The organism is Halobacillus sp. H74 (assembly GCF_052246715.1).
Taxonomy (GTDB): domain Bacteria; phylum Bacillota; class Bacilli; order Bacillales; family Halobacillaceae; genus Halobacillus; species Halobacillus litoralis_A.
In genome coordinates, this window is sequence record NZ_JBQQCI010000004.1 from 155,724 (window position 1) to 175,527 (window position 19,804).

17 protein-coding genes are annotated in these 19,804 nt (G+C 40.8%); 15 read left to right on the forward strand and 2 right to left on the reverse strand.

The window, feature by feature from the left end:
- Positions 1–2 precede the first annotated feature (2 nt).
- The 11 genes from ACTWPX_RS10090 (at position 3) to ACTWPX_RS10140 (ending at position 13,200) form a co-directional block, all read left to right on the forward strand.
- Positions 3–995 carry a C40 family peptidase gene (locus tag ACTWPX_RS10090; RefSeq protein WP_443119989.1) on the forward strand — a complete coding sequence of 331 codons (993 nt, stop codon included), beginning with the start codon at positions 3–5 and terminating at the stop codon, positions 993–995.
- 452 nt (positions 996–1,447) lie between these two features.
- Positions 1,448–2,455 (forward strand): tripartite tricarboxylate transporter substrate binding protein, encoded by a 1,008-nt coding sequence (locus ACTWPX_RS10095; protein ID WP_443119651.1) that lies wholly within the window; start codon positions 1,448–1,450, stop codon positions 2,453–2,455.
- A gap of 46 nt (positions 2,456–2,501) precedes the next feature.
- Complete coding sequence (locus tag ACTWPX_RS10100) at positions 2,502–2,939, forward strand: tripartite tricarboxylate transporter TctB family protein (RefSeq protein WP_443119652.1); 438 nt, start codon at positions 2,502–2,504, stop codon at positions 2,937–2,939.
- 14 nt (positions 2,940–2,953) lie between these two features.
- On the forward strand, positions 2,954–4,435 hold the full coding sequence (locus tag ACTWPX_RS10105) for a tripartite tricarboxylate transporter permease (RefSeq protein ID WP_443119653.1): 1,482 nt from the start codon (positions 2,954–2,956) through the stop codon (positions 4,433–4,435).
- Positions 4,436–4,446: 11 nt separating this feature from the next.
- Complete coding sequence (locus tag ACTWPX_RS10110; protein WP_443119654.1) at positions 4,447–5,100, forward strand: GntR family transcriptional regulator; 654 nt, start codon at positions 4,447–4,449, stop codon at positions 5,098–5,100.
- Between the two features lie 19 nt (positions 5,101–5,119).
- Positions 5,120–6,460 (forward strand): MmgE/PrpD family protein, encoded by a 1,341-nt coding sequence (locus ACTWPX_RS10115; RefSeq protein WP_443119655.1) that lies wholly within the window; start codon positions 5,120–5,122, stop codon positions 6,458–6,460.
- 101 nt (positions 6,461–6,561) lie between these two features.
- On the forward strand, positions 6,562–7,974 hold the full coding sequence (locus tag ACTWPX_RS10120; protein WP_443119656.1) for an SLC13 family permease: 1,413 nt from the start codon (positions 6,562–6,564) through the stop codon (positions 7,972–7,974).
- 793 nt (positions 7,975–8,767) lie between these two features.
- A complete protein-coding gene (locus tag ACTWPX_RS10125) occupies positions 8,768–9,535 on the forward strand; it encodes a tyrosine-protein phosphatase (protein WP_443119657.1) in 768 nt (255 codons plus the stop codon).
- A gap of 796 nt (positions 9,536–10,331) precedes the next feature.
- A complete protein-coding gene (locus ACTWPX_RS10130) occupies positions 10,332–11,363 on the forward strand; it encodes a TRAP transporter substrate-binding protein (protein ID WP_443119658.1) in 1,032 nt (343 codons plus the stop codon).
- A 53-nt stretch (positions 11,364–11,416) separates the two neighbouring features.
- Complete coding sequence (locus ACTWPX_RS10135) at positions 11,417–11,938, forward strand: TRAP transporter small permease (RefSeq protein ID WP_443119659.1); 522 nt, start codon at positions 11,417–11,419, stop codon at positions 11,936–11,938.
- A complete protein-coding gene (locus tag ACTWPX_RS10140; protein WP_281974636.1) occupies positions 11,935–13,200 on the forward strand; it encodes a TRAP transporter large permease in 1,266 nt (421 codons plus the stop codon). Before ACTWPX_RS10135 ends, ACTWPX_RS10140 begins: the two co-directional genes overlap by 4 nt.
- A gap of 156 nt (positions 13,201–13,356) precedes the next feature.
- Here ACTWPX_RS10140 and ACTWPX_RS10145 read toward each other — a convergent pair whose 3' ends face one another.
- Entirely contained in the window at positions 13,357–14,070 is a 714-nt protein-coding gene (locus ACTWPX_RS10145) for a vanadium-dependent haloperoxidase (RefSeq protein ID WP_443119660.1), read from the reverse strand.
- Positions 14,071–14,268: 198 nt separating this feature from the next.
- Here ACTWPX_RS10145 and ACTWPX_RS10150 point away from each other — a divergent pair, with 198 nt between their 5' ends.
- The 4 genes from ACTWPX_RS10150 to ACTWPX_RS10165 all read left to right on the forward strand — a co-directional run bounded on the left by ACTWPX_RS10150 (position 14,269) and on the right by ACTWPX_RS10165 (position 18,360).
- Positions 14,269–15,090 carry a helix-turn-helix domain-containing protein gene (locus ACTWPX_RS10150; protein ID WP_443119661.1) on the forward strand — a complete coding sequence of 274 codons (822 nt, stop codon included), beginning with the start codon at positions 14,269–14,271 and terminating at the stop codon, positions 15,088–15,090.
- A gap of 108 nt (positions 15,091–15,198) precedes the next feature.
- Entirely contained in the window at positions 15,199–16,350 is a 1,152-nt protein-coding gene (locus tag ACTWPX_RS10155; protein ID WP_443119662.1) for a Gfo/Idh/MocA family protein, read from the forward strand.
- 11 nt (positions 16,351–16,361) lie between these two features.
- Positions 16,362–17,528, forward strand: a complete 1,167-nt coding sequence (locus ACTWPX_RS10160) for a dihydrodipicolinate synthase family protein (protein WP_443119663.1) — start codon at positions 16,362–16,364, stop codon at positions 17,526–17,528.
- Positions 17,529–17,538: 10 nt separating this feature from the next.
- Complete coding sequence (locus ACTWPX_RS10165) at positions 17,539–18,360, forward strand: sugar phosphate isomerase/epimerase family protein (protein ID WP_443119664.1); 822 nt, start codon at positions 17,539–17,541, stop codon at positions 18,358–18,360.
- A gap of 212 nt (positions 18,361–18,572) precedes the next feature.
- On the opposite strand, the gene ACTWPX_RS10170 is transcribed toward ACTWPX_RS10165, so the two are convergent.
- Positions 18,573–19,664, reverse strand: a complete 1,092-nt coding sequence (locus ACTWPX_RS10170; protein ID WP_443119665.1) for a DUF3221 domain-containing protein — start codon at positions 19,662–19,664, stop codon at positions 18,573–18,575.
- Between the last annotated feature and the right edge of the window lie 140 nt (positions 19,665–19,804).

Here is a 19,804-nt window from a genome sequence, read left to right on the forward strand (position 1 = left end):
TGATGAAAAAATATTGGCTGATCGCATTAGTTATGCTGCTGAGTATTGCTTTTGGATCTACTGTACATGCGGATGATAAGGAAATGTATGTCGATGTTTCTGTTGCTACGTTGTGGAGTGAACCGGATCAAGCGAGGGAATTGGACGCCCCGTCTTTAGGTAACCCCGTCGACATGTGGGCATGGACGGAAAGCATGACGGTCGACGAGAAAAAATGGCTTGTCGGTGAATTGCAGACTCAAGCCCTTTACGGACAGAAAGTGACGGTACTCGAAGAAGAAGGGGACTGGGTGAAAGTCGCTGTCGAAGGTCAGCCGACACCGAAAAATGAACTCGGCTATCCGGCCTGGATGCCGAAGAACCAACTCACTGATGAAAAACTTTACAGTGTACTGAAAGAGCGCAAACCTTTCGCGCTTGTCACAGCACCGACAGCTGATCTCTATGACCACAGGAGCAAGAGGGAAGAATTCAAGGAAATCAGTTTCAATACACGCCTTCCTGTTGTAGCTCAGACAGGAGAGATGATTCTCGTTGCTACTCCTAGCGACGGAATGAAATGGATGAACAGTGAAGACGTATCCATTTACAAAGATAAGGAAGATATACCTGCACCGGACGGAGAAGACCTCGAAGAAACAGCAAAACAATTCTTGGGTCTGCCGTATCTATGGGCAGGGGCTTCCGGTTTCGGTTTCGACTGTTCCGGATTCACCCATACCATCCACAAAGCGCATGGCATAACGATTCCTAGAGATTCCTCTGTGCAAGCGGAGAACGGGACTCCTGTAGCAAAAGAAGATTTGCAGAAAGGCGACCTGTTGTTCTTCGCGTATGATGAAGGAGAAGGATCTGTCCACCATGTCGGGATGTATATCGGAAACGGTGAGATGATCCACGCACCTAATTCGGCAAGCACTGTTGAGGTTATCGACGTATTTGAATCAGACTATTATTCTAGTGAATTTTCTGGTGCAAGGCGATACATTGATTGATATGGGTATAAGTAACAGAGCGTCCGAAGAATATTTCTGGCGCTCTGTTTTTTGGTGACGATGCCTGGCTCCCATCACGCTAGTAATTTAGCGTGATGGGAGCCAGGCGTTTTTTGTTATATAAATATCCAGTTATTTTACAGCACTGTTTTTTAAAATGTTTAAAATATCCTGACCGAATTCTTCCGCTTTTTGAGGACATTCCGAAATATTATTTATACGCAAATAATGATAATTGCTTTTATCTTTTTGTTGGTATCACAGATACTAAACGGGTTAAATTGTATACAATCTAAAATGAATATGAAAATACATCTGTAAATTTTTCAATAAAAACATTTATTTATCAGCATTTTAAGTATTTTAAAAAGTTATTTTGTTCTGAATTGTTGAAAAATTAAAACGAATCGTATACAATGTTACCTAACACAAAGAAACGGAGGGATTAAAAAATGGTTTTTTGTAAGCGCTTCATGTTTGTTTTATCCTTGTCGTTAGTAGTTGTCTTTGCTTCAGCTTGTTCTTCCAAAAGTTCTGCAGGCGGGAGTGGAGGGGGCGATGCAGATGATTTTCCTTCTAAAGATATTACTATCATTGTACATACCAGCCCGGGAGGACCTACCGATACGATGGTTCGCAAATTAGCAGAAGTAACAGAACCGATTTTAGGGCAGTCGATCATTGTGGAAAATAAAAAAGGTGGGAGTGGTGCTGCTCAAATGGCTGCACTCCAATCAGGAGGTTCAGATGGATACACCCTTGCTTCCATCACTCCTACACATGTAGGTGCATGGAACAGTAATTTAAAAGAACAATACGGACCAGAAGATTTTTCCTTCGTGACGCGGGTGCAACTGGACCCATACATTCTTGCTGTTAATGCGGAGAGTGAATTTAAAACCTTGGAAGAATTAAGAAGTTATATGAAGGAAAATCCTGGCGAGCTGAAAGTCGGGGGATATGGCGCAGTTGGTTCAGGACACAATGTGGCTTGGAATATTTTTGCGGATTCAGCGGGAGTAGAAGGGGTTTGGACAAATTATGAAAGTACAAGTGATGCAGTAACTGCATTATTGGGAAATCATATCGATGTTGCAAATTCAAATCCTGGAAAAGTAAAACAATATGTTGAATCTGGAGAATTGAGGGTTTTGGGGGTCTTTAATGACAAAAGATTAGAGTCCATGCCTGATGTTCCTACTTATGAAGAAGCTGGTGTCCCTATTGATGTCGAATGGGCCCAATTTAGAGGAATATATACAAACGCAGATGTACCTGATGAAGTCCTCAAAAAACTAAGTGATGCCTTTCTGGAAGGTATGCATACAGAGGAATTTGAAAATTACATGAAGGACGCCCAGAAGGAATATGGAGATATGGATCATAAAGAATTTAGTGAATTCATTGATAAACAAATGGAAGTAAATAAGGATTGGCTTGAAAAGCTCGGCATTCAATAAATAACAGGGGGGGCTCTCCCCCTTGGTGAAAAAGGGGAAACATGTGATGAATAGTAAAAAAGCTAATATCATACTAGCAGTCCTATCCATTTTATTTGCCCTCTGGTTCCTACTATCTGCAGGAAATTTACCGGCACCATTAAATGAGGTAAATATTGGACCGGCTGCTTTTCCCAAAGTTATCTCAATTTTAATCATTCTCTTTTCTCTAGCTATCACTATTAAGTCTTTCTTGAATAAAAAGAGTGATGATGAGATAAAAATCAATCGCTTTAAAAGTATTCTTATGTTTATCGGGGGCATTTTACTTTTTGGCCTTACAATACCTTACTTAGGTTTTTATATCTCAGCCGCCATCTATTTTCCGATTCTGCTTTTTTTGGCTAGTGAAAGGAATTGGAAAAGAATTGTACTAGTAACAGTGGTTTTTGAATTATTTGCATTTGGGGTATTCGGGAATTTACTGGGCGTCCCTTTACCGTAGAGGAGTGAAAAATCGTGTTGGAAGGATTAATTTCAGGTTTCGGCCACGTTTTTCAATTATCGCACTTTCTTGGTCTTCTTATCGGAATTGCGATAGGTTATTTTATAGGTTCTATGCCAGGTTTGACTCCCAGTATAGGAATAGCATTAATTATTCCCTTTACTTTTACGATGGAACCTGTAATGGCAATGATCATCATTGTATCCTTATACATGGCTGCTGAGTATGGCGGGGGAATCACTGCCATTCTACTGAATGCTCCCGGAACTCCTGCTGCAGCAGCTACGGCTTTCGATGGCTATGAGTTAACGAAAAAAGGAGAGGCTGGAAAAGCACTGACTGTTTCGATTGTCGCTTCAGCCATAGGCGCTATGGTGAGTTCAGTTCTACTAGTGTTTACAGCAATACCGATGGCTAAATTCGCTTTACAGTTTGGTCCGACGGAGTACTTTGCCTTAGCGGTTTTTGGGCTCAGTTTGGTTAGTTCCTTAAGTCAGGGTTCTTTGCTAAAGGGAATGTTAAGTATGCTGATCGGACTCTTAATCGTTACGATTGGATTGGATCCTGTTATGGGGACGCCGAGGTTCGTATTTACTAACGGGTTAATGGAAGGGGTCCCTTTTCTACCGGCTTTGATTGGTTTATTTGCCCTTTCTGAAGTGTTTTATATGCTGGAAGATGCAAAAAGTAAACCACCGAAATCAAAAGGGGTAACCGGATTGGGAGCATCGGTCGGAGTCTTCAAAAATATGAAACTCACTCTCATCCGTTCTCCTCTGATCGGCTATTTTATAGGGGTTATTCCTGGAGCAGGAACCACAATCGCTTCATTTGTCAGTTATAATGAGGCAAGGAGAGTATCGAAGACAAAAGAAAGTTTTGGAGCAGGAAATGCTGAGGGTGTCGCTGCTTCTGAAGGAGCAAATAATGCGGCGGTATCAGGGGCGTTTGCTCCGTTACTCGCTTTAGGAATCCCCGGATCAGCTAGTGCTGCCATTATAATCGGAGCTCTAACCATCCAAGGAGTCCAACCTGGTCCGATGTTATTTACTAAAAATCCTGAGATCCCTTACTCCATTTTTGCCGCATTATTTGTAGGAGTCCCCATTATGTTGGCCGTGGGATTGGGCGGGGTCCGATTATGGGCTAAAGTCGTCCTGATTCCTAAAAAAGTACTAGCTGTTTTTGTTTTAGGGATATGTATTCTAGGGGCATACTCATTCAGCAATTCCATGTTTCCTGTCTGGGTAATGATTATATTCGGAATTTTAGGATATGGGTTGAGAAAAGCTGATGTTCCAACAACCCCGATGGTGTTGGCCCTAGTACTAGGTTATATGATGGAAACGAATTTCAGAAGAGCAATAACTGTAAGCGAGGGGGATTTCACCTTCTTTTTACAGCAGCCAATTACAGTTACTCTATTAGTGATATCTCTTGCAACGTTGATCGTACCTATTATTCAACGTTTTAGGAAATCGGATTCTAAGTCTTAGGTGGGATGAAAGTGGAGAACGAAAAAGAGGTCAAAACAGATAGGGTTTTTCAATATATCTATGAGGGTATAAAATCCGGCGAGTACGAATCCGGCCAAACATTAACTGAATCTGAGATAGTGAATAAACTTCAAGTGAGCCGAACACCGGTAAGGGAAGCTTTGCGGAGATTGGAGAAATATGGACTTGTGGAATCTAAGCCTCATCGAGGCGTTAAAGTCATATCCATGACCAAACAAAGAATTGAAGATTTATACCAGGTACGGGAAGTACTAGAGGGTCTAGGAGCCAGGTTAATAGCACAAAAAAGAAATGAAAGTGCAGTAAAGAAATTGAATGGCATTTTGACAGAAGCTGAAAAAGCAGTGGAAAAAAACGATATTCATTCCCTCTCTACCATAAATAGCAGTTTTCATATGGAGATCGCCCAGGCATCTGAGAACCTCTATTTAATCAATATTTTAAATACGCTTCAATCTCATATCAGCTTGGTCATGGTCACCTCATTATCCAATAAAGACCGGCCGCCTGAAAACTTGAAAGAGCACAGAATGATCGTAGACGCTATGGAAAGTTGGGATCCAGAGTTAGCGGAGGCGGTAATCAAATCCCATGTGAGAAAATCTTACCATCTGGCTTTAAAGAAAATGGATATTACAAAATAAGAATAAGAGGAGAGTTCCCATGACAACACAAACACTCGTGAAAAATATCTTGAATACTAAATATGAAGACATCCCTGATGAAGTGATAGAGCATGCGAAGAAAAGCATTAAGAATTGGGCCGGCGTGACCATAGGGGCAGCTTATCACCCCTCCGTTGAAATGGTGTTAGAATTGAAAAAAGATTTACAGTCTGGTGAGCAGGTATCCATACTAGGTCGAGAAGAAAAAGTGGATTTATTACTGGCTACTCTTACTAATGGTATGTCATCACATATTTTTGATTTTGATGACACACACTTAGATACGATTCATCACCCCAGTGGCCCCGTTGCTCCTGTTGTTTTCGCTCTAGGGGAGCACCTTGATTTGGATACAAAAGAATTGATCAGAGCATTTACGCTAGGTTGTGAAACAGAATTACGCCTTAGTAATGCGGTGTATCCAAGCCATTATGATTTGGGATGGCATATAACAAGTACTGCTGGTGTAATTGGTGCAGCTGTGGCCGCAGGACTTCTCTTAAACCTGGAGGAGGAAAAAATGACCTATGCCATTGGAATCGCTGCTACCCAGGCCAGTGGTCTGAGGGAAATGTTCGGCACTATGACCAAGCCTTTTCATCCAGGTAAAGCAGCACAAAATGGGTTATTAGCTACTTTGTTAGCCGAAAAAGGTTTTACCAGTTCGACTCAAGCTATCGAAGCGAAAAGAGGATTTGCAGCTGTGTTGGCACCAGAACATGACCTATCACGTGTAAATGAAAATTGGGGCTATCAATGGGAATTGCAGAAGAATGCCTTTAAGCCTTACGCTTGCGGTATTGTCCTGCATCCTTCCATTGACGCTTGTATAAAGCTGAAAGAATATGCGAAACCAGAAGAAGTGAAAGAAATTAAGATTACTGTTAACCCATATGTATTGGAACTTACTGGGAAGCCGACGCCGAAGACCGGATTGGAAGGGAAATTCAGCATTTATCATTCAGCAACCATCGGATTTTTAGAAGGAGATGCTGGGGAAAATCAATATAAAGATGAAGTAGTGAATAGACAAGATGTCATAGATTTCAGAAGTAAAATCAATCCAACAGTAGATGAAACTATGGAAGAAGATAAAGCTGTGGCAACTTTGATTTTAAAAAGCGGAGAAACCCATACCGTGAATATTGAACATGCAACAGGAAGTATTAAAAACCCAATGACTAATGATCATCTGAATCATAAGTTTAATAAACTGGTTTCACCTATTATAGGAAAAGAAAATAGTCAAAAACTCATAGAAAACTTGGATAACCTTGATAATGTAAGTTCTATTAAGGATATTGTAGAACTGTGCGCAACTAAAAAAGTGCTCGTTTAATAATTTAGTATTTAGTGATAATGACCTTGATTTATATAAATCAAGGTCTTTTATCATGCTAATTTAAATTAAGTCTTATTAGTTAAATGAGGTGGCAGATTATGAGTGGATATGGGGTTAAACTTTTTTTAATATGTGGGAGTCTTATCGGGATATTGGTATTATATTATACTCCCTATGAATGGATAAATGGATTAGAGTCTGAGGGGGAGTTGACACTTGCCATTCTATTTTTTGCAATCCTATTATGGCTGACAGAACTCATCCCGGCCACAGTGACCAGTTTGATCGTCATCGTTGCCTATCCGCTATTTAACATTATTACTTTTGAAGAATCTGCAAGCAGTTTAGGAAACCAAATGATATGGCTGATCATTTCTATGCTGATCATGGCAGCTGCTGTAAAGAAAACAAATCTTGATAAACGATTGTCCTTCTTTATGTTGTCACTTTCCCATGGAAAAATTAAATGGATCTATTTGAACCTGATTTTACTGGCATTCTTATTGACTTTTATTATCCCCAATGCAATGGGAAGGCTCGCTGTTCTGCTCCCTATTGGGCTTAGCCTGATTGAAACATTCAAGGAAGAAATGGAGGACAATTTTTCAAAGGCTGTAATACTCATTATTACGTTCGTGCCTTACCTTTCCACTATCAGTATTATGACCGGGGCAGGTGGGTCTATTTACGCCGTGGGCTTATTTGATTCCATTCTAGGTTATGAATGGTCCTATATAAAATGGATGGTTTTAATGACGCCAATTACATTGCTGTTGCTTGGTTCTTTTTGGTTGCTGGTGTTGGTTTTATTTCCGTTAAAGAAGAAAAATTTAAAGGGGATTGTCCCCTACATAGTAGAGGAAAGAAAAAAGTTAGGAGCCATTTCGCACCAAGAAATCAAACTGATTATTCTGTATGGAATATTACTGTTTTTATGGATAACAAAAGATTGGAATGGTCTGCCTATTTCTATGACTGCAGTTCTGGTATCCATCTTCTTGTTTATCCCGGGGGTTAATGTTATCAGTTGGAAAGAAGCTAAAATTGATGTTAATTGGGGCGTTCCGTTCATTTTTGCAGCTGGATTTACGATTGCCTTCTCTCTGCAGGAAAGCGGAGCTATTATATGGATTACATCTTTAGTCGAAGATAACTTGCAGCATATATCTACTCTCTTCCTGCCTTTCATCCTTATGAGTTTGTTTATTGTCATAAGAATTATTTTCACAAATTTCACAGCCATGGTAGCATCTCTGATGCCAGTAGCATTAACATTCGCTGCAGGAACCGATTTCAACCCAGTATGGTTAGGCATGATCTGTGTTGTTGCAAGTAGTACGTCTTATTTCATTCCATCCCAATCGGTAGGAAGTATGACTACTTATGCGATCGGTTATTACAGCAGTCGTGATATGTTTTTGATAGGAAGTATTATTACAGTATTAACCGTGATTTTTACTTTAGGGGCCGCCTTTTTTTATTGGCCCCTTTTAGGTTTAGAAAGATTCTAGAATTAATGTCCAGATAATCCACACTTCTAATTCGGAAAGCGCGAGCAGATGATTAACGTATTCAAATCTGATTAATTCAAATGATAATAAGTAACAGAGCGTCCGGAGAATATCTCGGGCGCTCTGTTTTTTAGTGTCGATGCCACTGACCCCATTGTTGTTTTCTTTTTTCTCCCACTGACTGTTAGCTCTTCTGGAAATGAAACTACAATTGAAGGGATGATTTGGGACGTGGACATTTCCAAATCGAAGAAAGAAATCATTATTTTCTATATCTGAGTCTTGCGAAATCCTGTGATACCCTCTGAAAAATATAGTGGATGACGAAAATGATAATTCTGATGAACCTTTAGTAAATCCATGAGAAAGAATCAAAAGTGGTATCCCGGTTTTGACTCTTTTTTATTGTAATTTTCTCAGAAGTCAATGTTCATTAAAAAGAACAAAATATGCGAAAAGAAGAGAATGAGTGAGTAATTATAAGGGGTGATTCTATATTAAGAACTCTATTGGATTTTTTGACGATTTATAAATAATAGAGAAAGTCTTATAATCAGTTTAATCATTCATTATTAAGAACAAGTTGAAGTTATTTAACTGCTTGCGTTTTTCATGAAGAATTAGTAATGAGTCAGGCTACGAGCAAAAAATCATTAGTTCCTGGGAGGTCAGATTTTATTGGGTCCTTTATTGGAGAAGAATTCCTTTTTTATTAGCGCGTTCATTTTAAAGAACTTTTTTTAGAAGAATGGACATTTATTTACTTATAAATCATTTAAAAGAGGTGGAAGATATGATCGATCTTAATTGTCACATACTCCCCGGGATGGATGATGGTCCAAGGGACAAGGAAGAGAGTTTGAAAATGGCTGAAGCAGCTGTTCAGCAAGGAATTGATACGATTGTCGCGGCACCTCACCATTTAAATTCGAGGTATGATAATAAAAGTCAGGCGATCTTAGAACAGTGTGCTCAATTGAATGATACATTGTACCAGGAAGGAATTGAATTGAAGGTTCTACCTGGCCAAGAAGTCCGAATGCACGGTGAACTATCTGAAGCTATCGACTCTGGTGATATTCTTCCAATGAACCAAAATAGTGGATACATTTATATTGGGTTTCCGCAACATGAAGTTCCACACTATGCGAAGCAAGTCCTTTACGATATTCAATTAGATGGTTACAAACCGGTTATTGTCCATCCAGAACGAAACCGCATCCTCCAACAGCAACCCGAGTTACTCTATCACTTCGTCAAAAATGGCGCTATTACTCAAATAACCGCTGGAAGCCTTGTCGGTAAGTATGGAAGAGAACCCCAAAAGTTAGCTTATCAGATGATCGAATATAACTTGGCTCATCTGGTGGCTTCTAATGCTTCTGCCACAAAAAAACATCAATTCTACATGAAGGAAGCTTATAATAAGATCAGTAAAAAATACGGAGCTGGAGTCATGTATCGCTATATGGAGAACGCCCATGTAGTGTTAGAGGGGGAAATGGTTTACACAGCTCCTCCTGAACGAATAAGAACGAAGAAAAGGCTGGGTATATTTTAATGTAAAAGCGCCTGTGACAATATGTCGCAGGCGCTTTTATTTTATGAAACGACTGACCGTGACCCTTTTACCAGAAAAGGTGGGGGTGTGAGAGTCACTTTCTCCTAGTTGATTTCGTAGTCTGAGAGGTCTTTTAAAACAACTCATTAATTTACAGTACTGGATTTTAAAATGTTTAAAATATCCTGACCGAAGTCTTCGGCTTTTTTGAGCCTAATTTTAAAACCCTTCTCATACTTAGGACAAATATAGATAAACCTTAAATATTCAACTTCAAATATATTGTTTCAGACATTCAGACTACCTAAAACCGTTTCTATCTAGAAACCGTCAAGAACTCCTGGATCCTTTATACATCTACCGCCCTCTTATGCGATGGTTATTACAGCAGTCGTGATACTTTTTTGATAGGGAGTATCGTGATTTTCACTTTAAGAGCCGCCTTTTTTTACTGGCCACTTTTAGGTTTAGAAAGATTCTAGATTGAATTTCCAGTTACTCCACGATTCTAATTCGGAAAGCACAGGGGGAAAATTATTGAGGTACTTGAATTATTTTGATCCCTTCCTCTGATTTAACTTTTTTTATAAAAGTAGGATTTATACTAGTTTGATGGGAACCTTTGAAACACTTTCATAGCAAGGGTTTCAAAGATTTAACCTCTTTTGTCCGAACAGTTTTTCCAAAATTAAGAATTCATTTCCGAATCTAATAAGACAATCAAATTCATTTAACCTACAATAAAAAACATAGCAATTCAATTGAAAGCGCTTTAATAAAAGGGGGAATGAATGAAATGGTAAAATCCAGATTCTTATTTTTGGTATCTTTATGTGCTGTTTTCATGTTGGTTGTCGGCTGTAGTCAATCACCTGCTTCAAGTGAAGACGGAGGTAGTAATGGGAGCGATGAACAGTACACCATCAAATTCGCTCACGTGGTAAGTTCTTCTACAGCAAAAGGACAAGCAGCAGAGAAGTTTGGTGAGTTGATTGAGGAAAGAACGGACGGTCAAATCAAAGTTGAGATCTATCCAGACTCTCAGCTGGGAGCAGACCGGGAAATTACAGAACAAATGCAGTCGGGTTCAATCCAGATGAATGCGCCATTCACAGGGGTACTTCCATCTTTTGTGAAACAGTTTGAAATCTTTGATTTGCCTTATTTATTTCCGGATAAAGATGTTGCTTATAACTCCATGCATGGGGAACTAGGAGATATTTTAAATGAGAAATTAAGTGAACAGGGATTGCGTGCTCTTGGGTATTGGGATGGAGGTTTCAAGCATTTCACAAACTCTTCCCATCCAGTTGAATCTCCTGAAGATCTTGACGGATTAAAAATGCGGGCTTCTCAGAGTCCGTTATTAATCTCTCAATTCCAGGCCCTTAACGCTGGCGGTGTTTCCATCGATTTTTCTGAACTTTATACAGCTCTTCAGACGAAGACGGTTGATGGTCAAGAAAATCCACTATCGAACATTGTTAGTAAAAAGTTCTACGAAGTTCAGGATTATCTAACTTTAAGTGGCCATGGATATATGGGGTATGTTTTATTAATCAGTGACAACTTCTATAAGAAACTTCCTGAAGATTTACAAAAGACAGTTGATGAGGTAGCTTCTGAAGTCAATGAGTGGCAATGGGAGCTTGCTTCTTCAGATGAAGAGAAGTATATGGAGACTTTAGAAGAATCAGGGATTGAGATTTCTGAATTTGATGAAGAAGATAAAGAGAAATTCTTAGAGAAAACTGAAAAAGTTTACGAAGAATTCAAGAAAGTTGAAGGCAGTCAGGAAATGCTTGATGCCATCGAAGCAGAAAAATAATTAGTTTGGGACGGCTTGAGCCGTCCCATTTTGAACATCAAGGAGGGTTATCTGTGGATAAATTAAATAAAATTCTCAATCATTTCGAAGAATATCTTGCTGTCTCCACGCTTATCATCACTTCTTTCCTTGTCTTTATCCAAGTTGTTCTTCGATATTCCTTCAACTACTCACTAGTCTGGTCTGAAGAAGCTGCGCGATATATGATTGTGTGGTTCATATTTATCGGAAGCAGTATTGCAGTAAGGGAAAAAGCGCATGTCGCCGTCGATGCCGTTATTGTTTATCTGCCAAAGTTATGGAAGACGATCTTTTCCGTTTTGGCTAGTTTGGCGGCTATGGCCTTTTGCATCGTCCTGGTCATTTCTGGATTCGCAATCATTTCAAATGTAATGAATTTCGGAAGTGTAACCCCGTCACTTGGAATTCCGATGTATGTCCCGTATTTAGCGATTCCTGTTGGTGGAGTTTTAATGTTCATCAGATTTACCCAACAATTGGTGAATCATATTAAAAACCGGAACGAAAAGGAGACGCTGGAGGACGTGAAGCTAGAGGAGGTTTCTAAGCTGTGATTATTGTTATCTTTCTTATACTAATGCTGCTTAGTACTCCAATTGCTGTTGCTATTGGTCTGTCCAGTTTTATTGCTATGTACCAAGCAAACATCCCGATTGATTCCTTTGCAAGAACGATGTTTTCAGGAATCGATTCTTTTTCCCTTATGGCGATTCCATTCTTTATTTTTGCCGGTGACCTGATGCTTGCAGGCGGTACATCAAAAAGACTGATCGATTTAGCGAAAAAACTGGTCGGCTGGACCACTGGCGGGTTACCTATTGCAGGGGTTCTCTCTTCCATGGTATTCGCTGCATTATCCGGATCCAGTCCCGCGACGGTAGCCGCTATTGGTGGAGTGATGATTCCTTCCTTAAAAGAGGCGGGATTCAGCCCGAGGTTTGCTGTTGGTTTAATGTGTGCTGCTGGATCTTTGGGGATCATCATTCCGCCAAGTATCACATTACTCGTCTATGGGGCTGTCGCGGAAGTTTCGATAAGCGAGTTGTTCATAGCAGGGATTGTTCCTGGAATCTTCATCGGTTTGGTCTTGATTATCGTCAGTTTCATCATAGCAAAAAAACAGGGGCACAAGCCGGATGAGCGAGTTAGCCGCAGGGAGTTATGGAATTCTACGAAGTCTGCGGTGTGGGGCATCATCATGCCAGTCATCGTTTTAGGAGGAATTTATAAAGGAATCTTTACTCCGACCGAAGCAGCTGCTGTGGCTATCGTCTACAGTTTAGTGATTGGTTTCTTTGTTTATAAGGAATTGACATTGAAAGATCTGTTTGTGGTTACGAAAAGGTCTGTTGTCACCGCATCTATGATTATGCTTGTGATAGCTGCAGCCAAAATATTCAGCTGGTACTTAACTTTCGAACAGATTCCTACTCAATTAGCTGCACATATTATTGAAGTGGCCTCGACCCCTCTGATCTTTTTACTTATTACAACAGTTTTATTATTATTTGTAGGGATGTTCATGGATTCCAGTGCCGCCGTCCTGATCTTAGTCCCGCTCTTGCTTCCCGTTGTTATTGAAATGGGCATCGACCCGATTCATTTCGGAATAATTATGATCGTTAACCTGGCCATCGGCATGTTGACACCTCCATTCGGTTTGAATCTATTTGTCGCAGCAGGGGTTAGTAAAATGCCGATTATGAGTGTTACACGAGGGGCTTTCCCATTTATGCTCGTTCTCATTTTCGCCTTGCTTATCATTACATTCAACCCGCAACTTTCTTTGTTTTTAACAGATTTAGTCGGTGAGTGAAGATTTTGTAACTTTCTCAAAAAAGTAACTGTCAGCCAATCCACGGCTTACAGTTACTTTTTTTGTTTAGAATTACCGGACGCCCTAAGAGGTTTGTGAAACTTGAGGGGCAACTGTTGTATAAGGTGAATCGTTCCCTCAAATCAAAGTGTGCCATTAACCATTATTGAGATTTTGTGTTCTCAGTACGTTTACAACGATTTCTCCGATTTGTCTGCCTAATCTCAACCCTTCATCATTATCCACTTCAAAATGTACACCAGCATACAAACGTGATAAAGCACATCCTTCCATAGTCTCTTGTATGCCTGCTGCTTCTGCTGGGAAGAAATACTTTAATATGGAATCTGCACATCCTGCTACAGTGGCATGGGCAGAAGGATAGGATGGAAAACGCGGTGTAGCCAAAATAGGCACCAGGTTCTGACCGTATTGATTTGGACGGGCCACATCCCAAAGATATTTAAAATACCACGAAATCACAAAGGCATCATTGACAGCCGCGTGAAAATATCCGAGCACCCGGGCCGTTTGCGGTGACCCTATCCGATATTTTTCCGCTAAATTGAAAATCATAGGAAGCATATTCTGGGTGGCTTCAGCATTCCCCCAGTATTGCGCAAGTTGGATCTTTTGAGGGGTCAAGGATGATAAGATCTGTTCTACAAACGATAGCTCTGCTCCCCATTCAATACTATCAGGAGTTTTGATTTGCCAATGAATACGCTGTCTGAAAGGATCCAGGAATTCATTGTTTCCTTGCCTGAAAATAAAGAACATTGGAAAGTAAGCGGGGGCGGGATAGGGTTCAGGCGGGGTTTGCTCTCCTGAATAAGGATATTCTGACCACTTTCTGTAACTTGTTCTCATTCATCCATCCCCTTATAGTTTTTCTATTTATTCTTTATGTGGTGATGTTAAAAGCTATAACAATATATGAGGGATAGGAACGGATAAGAAGCAGACCATTTTCTTCCTATTGAAATGCCTGAACCTCTAAACTATTTATCTATGTTAAGATATAAAATATCAGATTAGTGAAAAAATGGTTCATGGAGGCATTTGGTTATGAGTAGTAGAGAATTTGATTTAACTACAGAGGGTATACGTTTATATGAAAGTAACCATACCGCAGGCGATATGATTAAGGAGCATCATCATGAAGTTCATCAAATTTTATATGCGTTGGAAGGCGAAGGGGAGGTTGTTTTAAACGGAAAGAGCTTTCCCTTTAAGCAGGACCGTGTTGCGGTGATTGTTCCGTATTCGGCACACTCCATCAGTTCAGATTCCAAGCTGACTGTTTTGGTGCTGGCCTTCGATCAATCCATCTTAGGTTCTTCCGTCAATGACGACTTATTAGATCCTTACTTTCCGGATACTCGATTAGTTGAACTGAATCCATTGGATGGAAGTAACGTCAGGCAGTTATTGCGTAAAATGTTGTATGAACAGTCACATGGGAATTCCATCAATTATGTGGCGATGAAAATTTTTCTATCGGAGCTTTTACTGAAGTTCACCAGATCACAAGCGCAACCGGAAGCGTTTGATGCCAATGTATTGCGTGCGGAACGTTTACGAACTTATATAGACACTCATTATTTTGAGATTATTAGTTCAAGTGATTTGTCTACCAAGCTGGGAATGAGTACGAGACATATCAATAATATTTTTAAAGACCGCTATCAGGTCACCCCAATTCAATACTTAACAGAGGTAAGAATTGACTTGGCTAAAAAACTGTTAACTAAAACAGATAAAGACATTGCGTCGATTTGTTTTGAAGTTGGGTTTGAGTCATTGTCCACTTTTTATCGTACGTTTAAAAATTCCACCGAAGTATCGCCAAATAAGTACCGGACGGCATATAAAGTGGAACTTCCCTGAATCGTGAATTCGTTTCCGATTTTAAGAAATCCGTTCTTAGATTAATAAGACGGATTTTTTTTAATGCTTTAAGATAAATTTACAACCAAATCGAAAGGGGAAGTTAAAATGGCACAACACAAAATCGGCTTGATCATGAATGGTGTAACAGGCCGTATGGGCACAAACCAGCACTTAATTCGATCGATTGTAGCAATCAGAGAAGAAGGCGGAGTTCTGTTGGATAATGGGGATACCCTTTTGCCTGATCCTATTTTAGTAGGAAGAAATGAGAATAAATTGAAAGCGTTATCAGATAAGTATGGAGTCGAACGGTGGAGCACAGATCTTGATGCTGCACTTGAAGATTCATACAATCAAATTTATTTTGATTCCCAAACGACAGTCAGACGTGCAGAAGGCATTCGTCAAGCAATCAAAGCAGGGAAACACATTTATTGTGAGAAACCGACAGCGACTAGTGTGGAAGAGTCGCTGCAATTAGCGAAGCTGGCGAATGAAGCGGGAGTAAAGAATGGGGTCGTGCAGGATAAACTGTTTCTGCCAGGGCTTCTGAAATTGAAGAGACTGATCGATTCAGGCTTCTTCGGGGAAATTCTCTCTGTTCGGATGGAGTTCGGTTATTGGGTGTTTGAAGGAGATTGGCAAGAGGGGCAGCGTCCTTCCTGGAACTATCGCGAAGAAGATGGCGGTGGAATTATCGTGGATATGTTCGCCCATTGGCGTTATGTTATCGACAACTTATTCGGACCGGTTCGTTCGGTATCCTGCCTCGGGGCCACTCATATTTCAGAACGTGTCGATGAACAGGGGGAAAGGTACAAGTGTACGGCTGATGATGCCGCATATGGAACCTTCGAGCTGGACGGTGGAATCGTTGTTCAGGCCAATTCCTCCTGGGCCGTGCGGGTCAACCGTGATGATTTATTGACCATTCAAGTTGACGGCACAGAAGGAAGTGCTGTGGCAGGTCTGCGCGACTGCAAAACCCAGCATCGTATCAACACGCCGAAACCGGTTTGGAATCCGGATATTCAAAACCCGCATGATTTCCAAGCACAGTGGGAGGACGTTCCGGATAACAAGGTGTTTGATAACGGCTTTAAAGTCCAATGGGAGCTGTTCCTCAAGCATGTATTTGCAAATCAACCTTTTGAATGGGATCTCTTGGAGGGAGCCAAAGGTACACAACTATCCGATCTCGGTTTACAGTCCTGGAAAGAAAGACGTTGGATTGATGTTCCAGAGTTGAAGTTATAGGAGGAAAAGCAATGGTTAGTTCATTAATATTACCTGGAGAAGGCCGCAAAATTTATACCTATCAACCAGAGGGATCCACCCCCTTTCAGATACCCAAAGGCAAATCATTTCAAAGTCGAACCGCCATTTCAGCTGCCCATGTCGTCTGCGATCCTTTAGCGGATACAGATCCTTTGTCTAATGGAAAAGTTGATTGGGATGCCACGATGAAATATCGTCATCACTTATGGTCACTCGGTCTTTCCGTAGCAGAGGCCATGGATACAGCCCAGCGAGGGATGGGGTTGAACTGGGAGTCGGCTAAGGAATTGATTCATCGATCCGTCAAAGAAGCGCAGGCCGTTGGTGGGAAGATTGCGAGTGGTGTTGGTACAGATCAGCTAGCGCCAGGCCCGGATGTTCGATTGGAAGATGTCGAAGCAGCCTATGAGGAGCAATGTGCTTTTGTTGAGGGAGAAGGCGGTCAAATCATCCTGATGGCAAGCCGCGCCTTAGCTGCCTGCGCTAACGGACCTGAGGATTACAAACGTGTCTATAATAAAATTTTAAATAATGTTTCTGAGCCGGTTATTTTGCACTGGCTTGGAGATATGTTCGACCCCGCTTTAAAAGGATACTGGGGATATGAAAGTTCAGATGAAGCCATGGACGTGTGTCTGGAAATTATTCGAGAGAATGAAGATAAAGTGGACGGGATAAAAATATCCTTATTAGATGCAAATAAAGAGATTAGAATGCGTCGTTTATTACCTGATAGTGTACGGATGTACACGGGTGACGACTTTAATTATCCATCTTTAATTAAAGGGGATGAACAGGGATACAGCCATGCTTTGTTAGGCATTTTTGACGCTATAGCCCCGGCAGCCTCGGCAGCCCTCCACGCCCTGGATGAAGACGATCTATCAACATATGATTCTATCTTGGAAAAAACTGTACCACTATCTCGCCATATTTTCCAAACGCCAACCTTTTCTTACAAAACAGGTGTTGTATTCATGGCTTACTTGAATGGCCATCAGTCCCATTTTCGGATGATCGGCGGCATGGAAGGAGCTCGTTCTATCACACACCTTGCCGAATTATTCGTTTTGGCAGATCAGGCAGGATTATTGGAAAAACCAGAGCTTGCGACAGAACGAATGAAACTGGTTTTAGCTCAGGCGGGAATTAGCTAGGGGGATGAAGATGAGTAAAAAACCTTTAATGGAGAATTTGAGTCTGAATCAAATCACAACGGAACAGTGGAACTTACGGGAAGCCGTAGATGGAAGTGCCCGGGCTGAGATTCCCTGGATTTCACTGTGGAGACATAAAGTAGAAGAAATAGGGCTGAAGGAAAGTAAACAGCTCGTTAAGGATGCTGGATTGAAGGTTTCAAGTCTATGCCGTGGCGGGATGTTCCCTGCTGCTACATCCACAGAGCGGGAGAGACGTCTGGATGATAATCGGCGAGCAATCGAAGAAGCGGCAGAACTTGGCACAGATACTTTGGTCCTTGTGTGTGGACCTGGACCTGACCGTGATATTGATACATCACGCAAATGGGTAGCAGAAGGAATTGAAAAACTCGTACCTTTCGCTCAATCTCATGGCGTAAAACTTGGCATTGAGCCGCTACACCCGATGTACGCTGCCGATCGGTCCGTGATTTCCACGTTAGGGCAAGCGAACTCGATAGCCGAACAATACAGCCCCAACCAGGTTGGAGTCGTTGTGGATGTCTTTCACGTTTGGTGGGACCCTGACTTGTACAACCAAATCGATCGGGCGAATGGAAGAATTCTGGGTTTTCATGTATCAGATTGGATTGTACCTGTTCCTGATATGTTTAAAGGACGGGGCATGATGGGGGACGGAGTTATTGAAATCAATCGGATTCGCCAAGCTGTTGAAGCATCTGGATACCACGGTCCAATAGAAGTGGAAATCATTAACCAGTCCATTTGGGATCGTCCAGGTGATGATGTGTTAAGGGAAATAAAAGCAAGTTATATGGAACACGTATAGAAAGAAGATAAAGCTATTTAGACTTTGAAACTTGCAGTATAGATGAATTAACTCTAACTAAGCTGATTTTTTTACAGGGGTCAGTTCAGCTGAGCTATATTTCTGCAACAAAGGCCGCTCTAATCATTATGATTAGAGCGGCCTTTGTTTTATGGGCTGGGACAATCTAGCGGAAATTTTTTTGTCACAGCCTCACTTATTTTCCCGGTTTTTCACTCATCTTCCACTTGAATATCCACGGCTTCATCTCCGGCTGTCGTTTCAAATAATACGTTCCATTGATCATTTTCCTTATTGTAGTCAATTTCTTTTACACTTAAATATTGGGGATGTGGGGAAGAGCTTTGGATCTTTTGTTTCCCCTGGTCAACTGCTTTTTCTATCGCTTCAGATGTATTCATATCAGCACCTTCAGGCTGAAGGTCCTTTAAGATTTCCGTCTCCTTAGCTCCTGATTGTGCCGGAAGAGATTCCATTACATTCGTGTAAGAGACGTTTACTCGGTCCCCCACTTTTACTTCCTCTGGACGGTTACTGAACCAAATCATATCCACAAGCATTTCATCTTCTTTGACTTCAGTCACGTAACCCTTTAATTGATTCGGCTCCTCCACTTGAACAGCAATTTTAACTTCAGCATTTTCATTTAAATGTTGGAGCTCTTCGTTCGTTAATGGTTCCGTCACATCAATCTTTAATTGGTTGGAAGATGTACATGTGCCAAAGCCCCATAATTTATCTTCTATAGAAGAACCGTCTATGATTTTAGATAAAGCATCATTCTGTTTTCTGAGCTCATTTGCAGAAAGCTTTACTTCTTCGATATGAATAGCATTTTCATTGAATTTTTGTTTGAGTTCATCTGCTGTTTTTATAAAAGCTTCTTTCACTTGCTGTTCTTCTTCGGTCAACTGCTCTTTGAATTGAAGAATGATTGTCCCTTTAACCAGATACATGTCACCGATGTTTTTCAAATCCTCCAACGTGTAGCCTTTTTCAGAAATCCCCTTATTTAAGAATTCCTGCCGTTTCGATTGGAGTGTGGAGACTTGCAACATTTCTGGATGATGTTCTTTCATTTCATCGGAAATCTGTTCTACATCATACAAATTTTGTTCATCTTCTGACAACTCATCGAATGTGTCCCCGTCATAGTTTGGCTCTGGACAGGAGTCCACGATCATTGAATAGCTGTCCGAATCGTCCCCGCTTTTAGGCTTTTTCTTTGTTTGAGACGGTTCGGATTGGCCGCATGCCGATAAAAATAAAACACTTAAAACGAATAGAAACCCAAGTTTCTTCACCTTTCCCATCCCCCTTTGTTAAATTAGTCGTTAAAAAATGGAAAGTGTTACGGAAGAGTTGTGTTTACGAAACCATCGTATGTCTATGTGAGCATTTTTGTGGTGCTTAAAGCTCTTTTAATTAGTATTTCGAGCAGTTC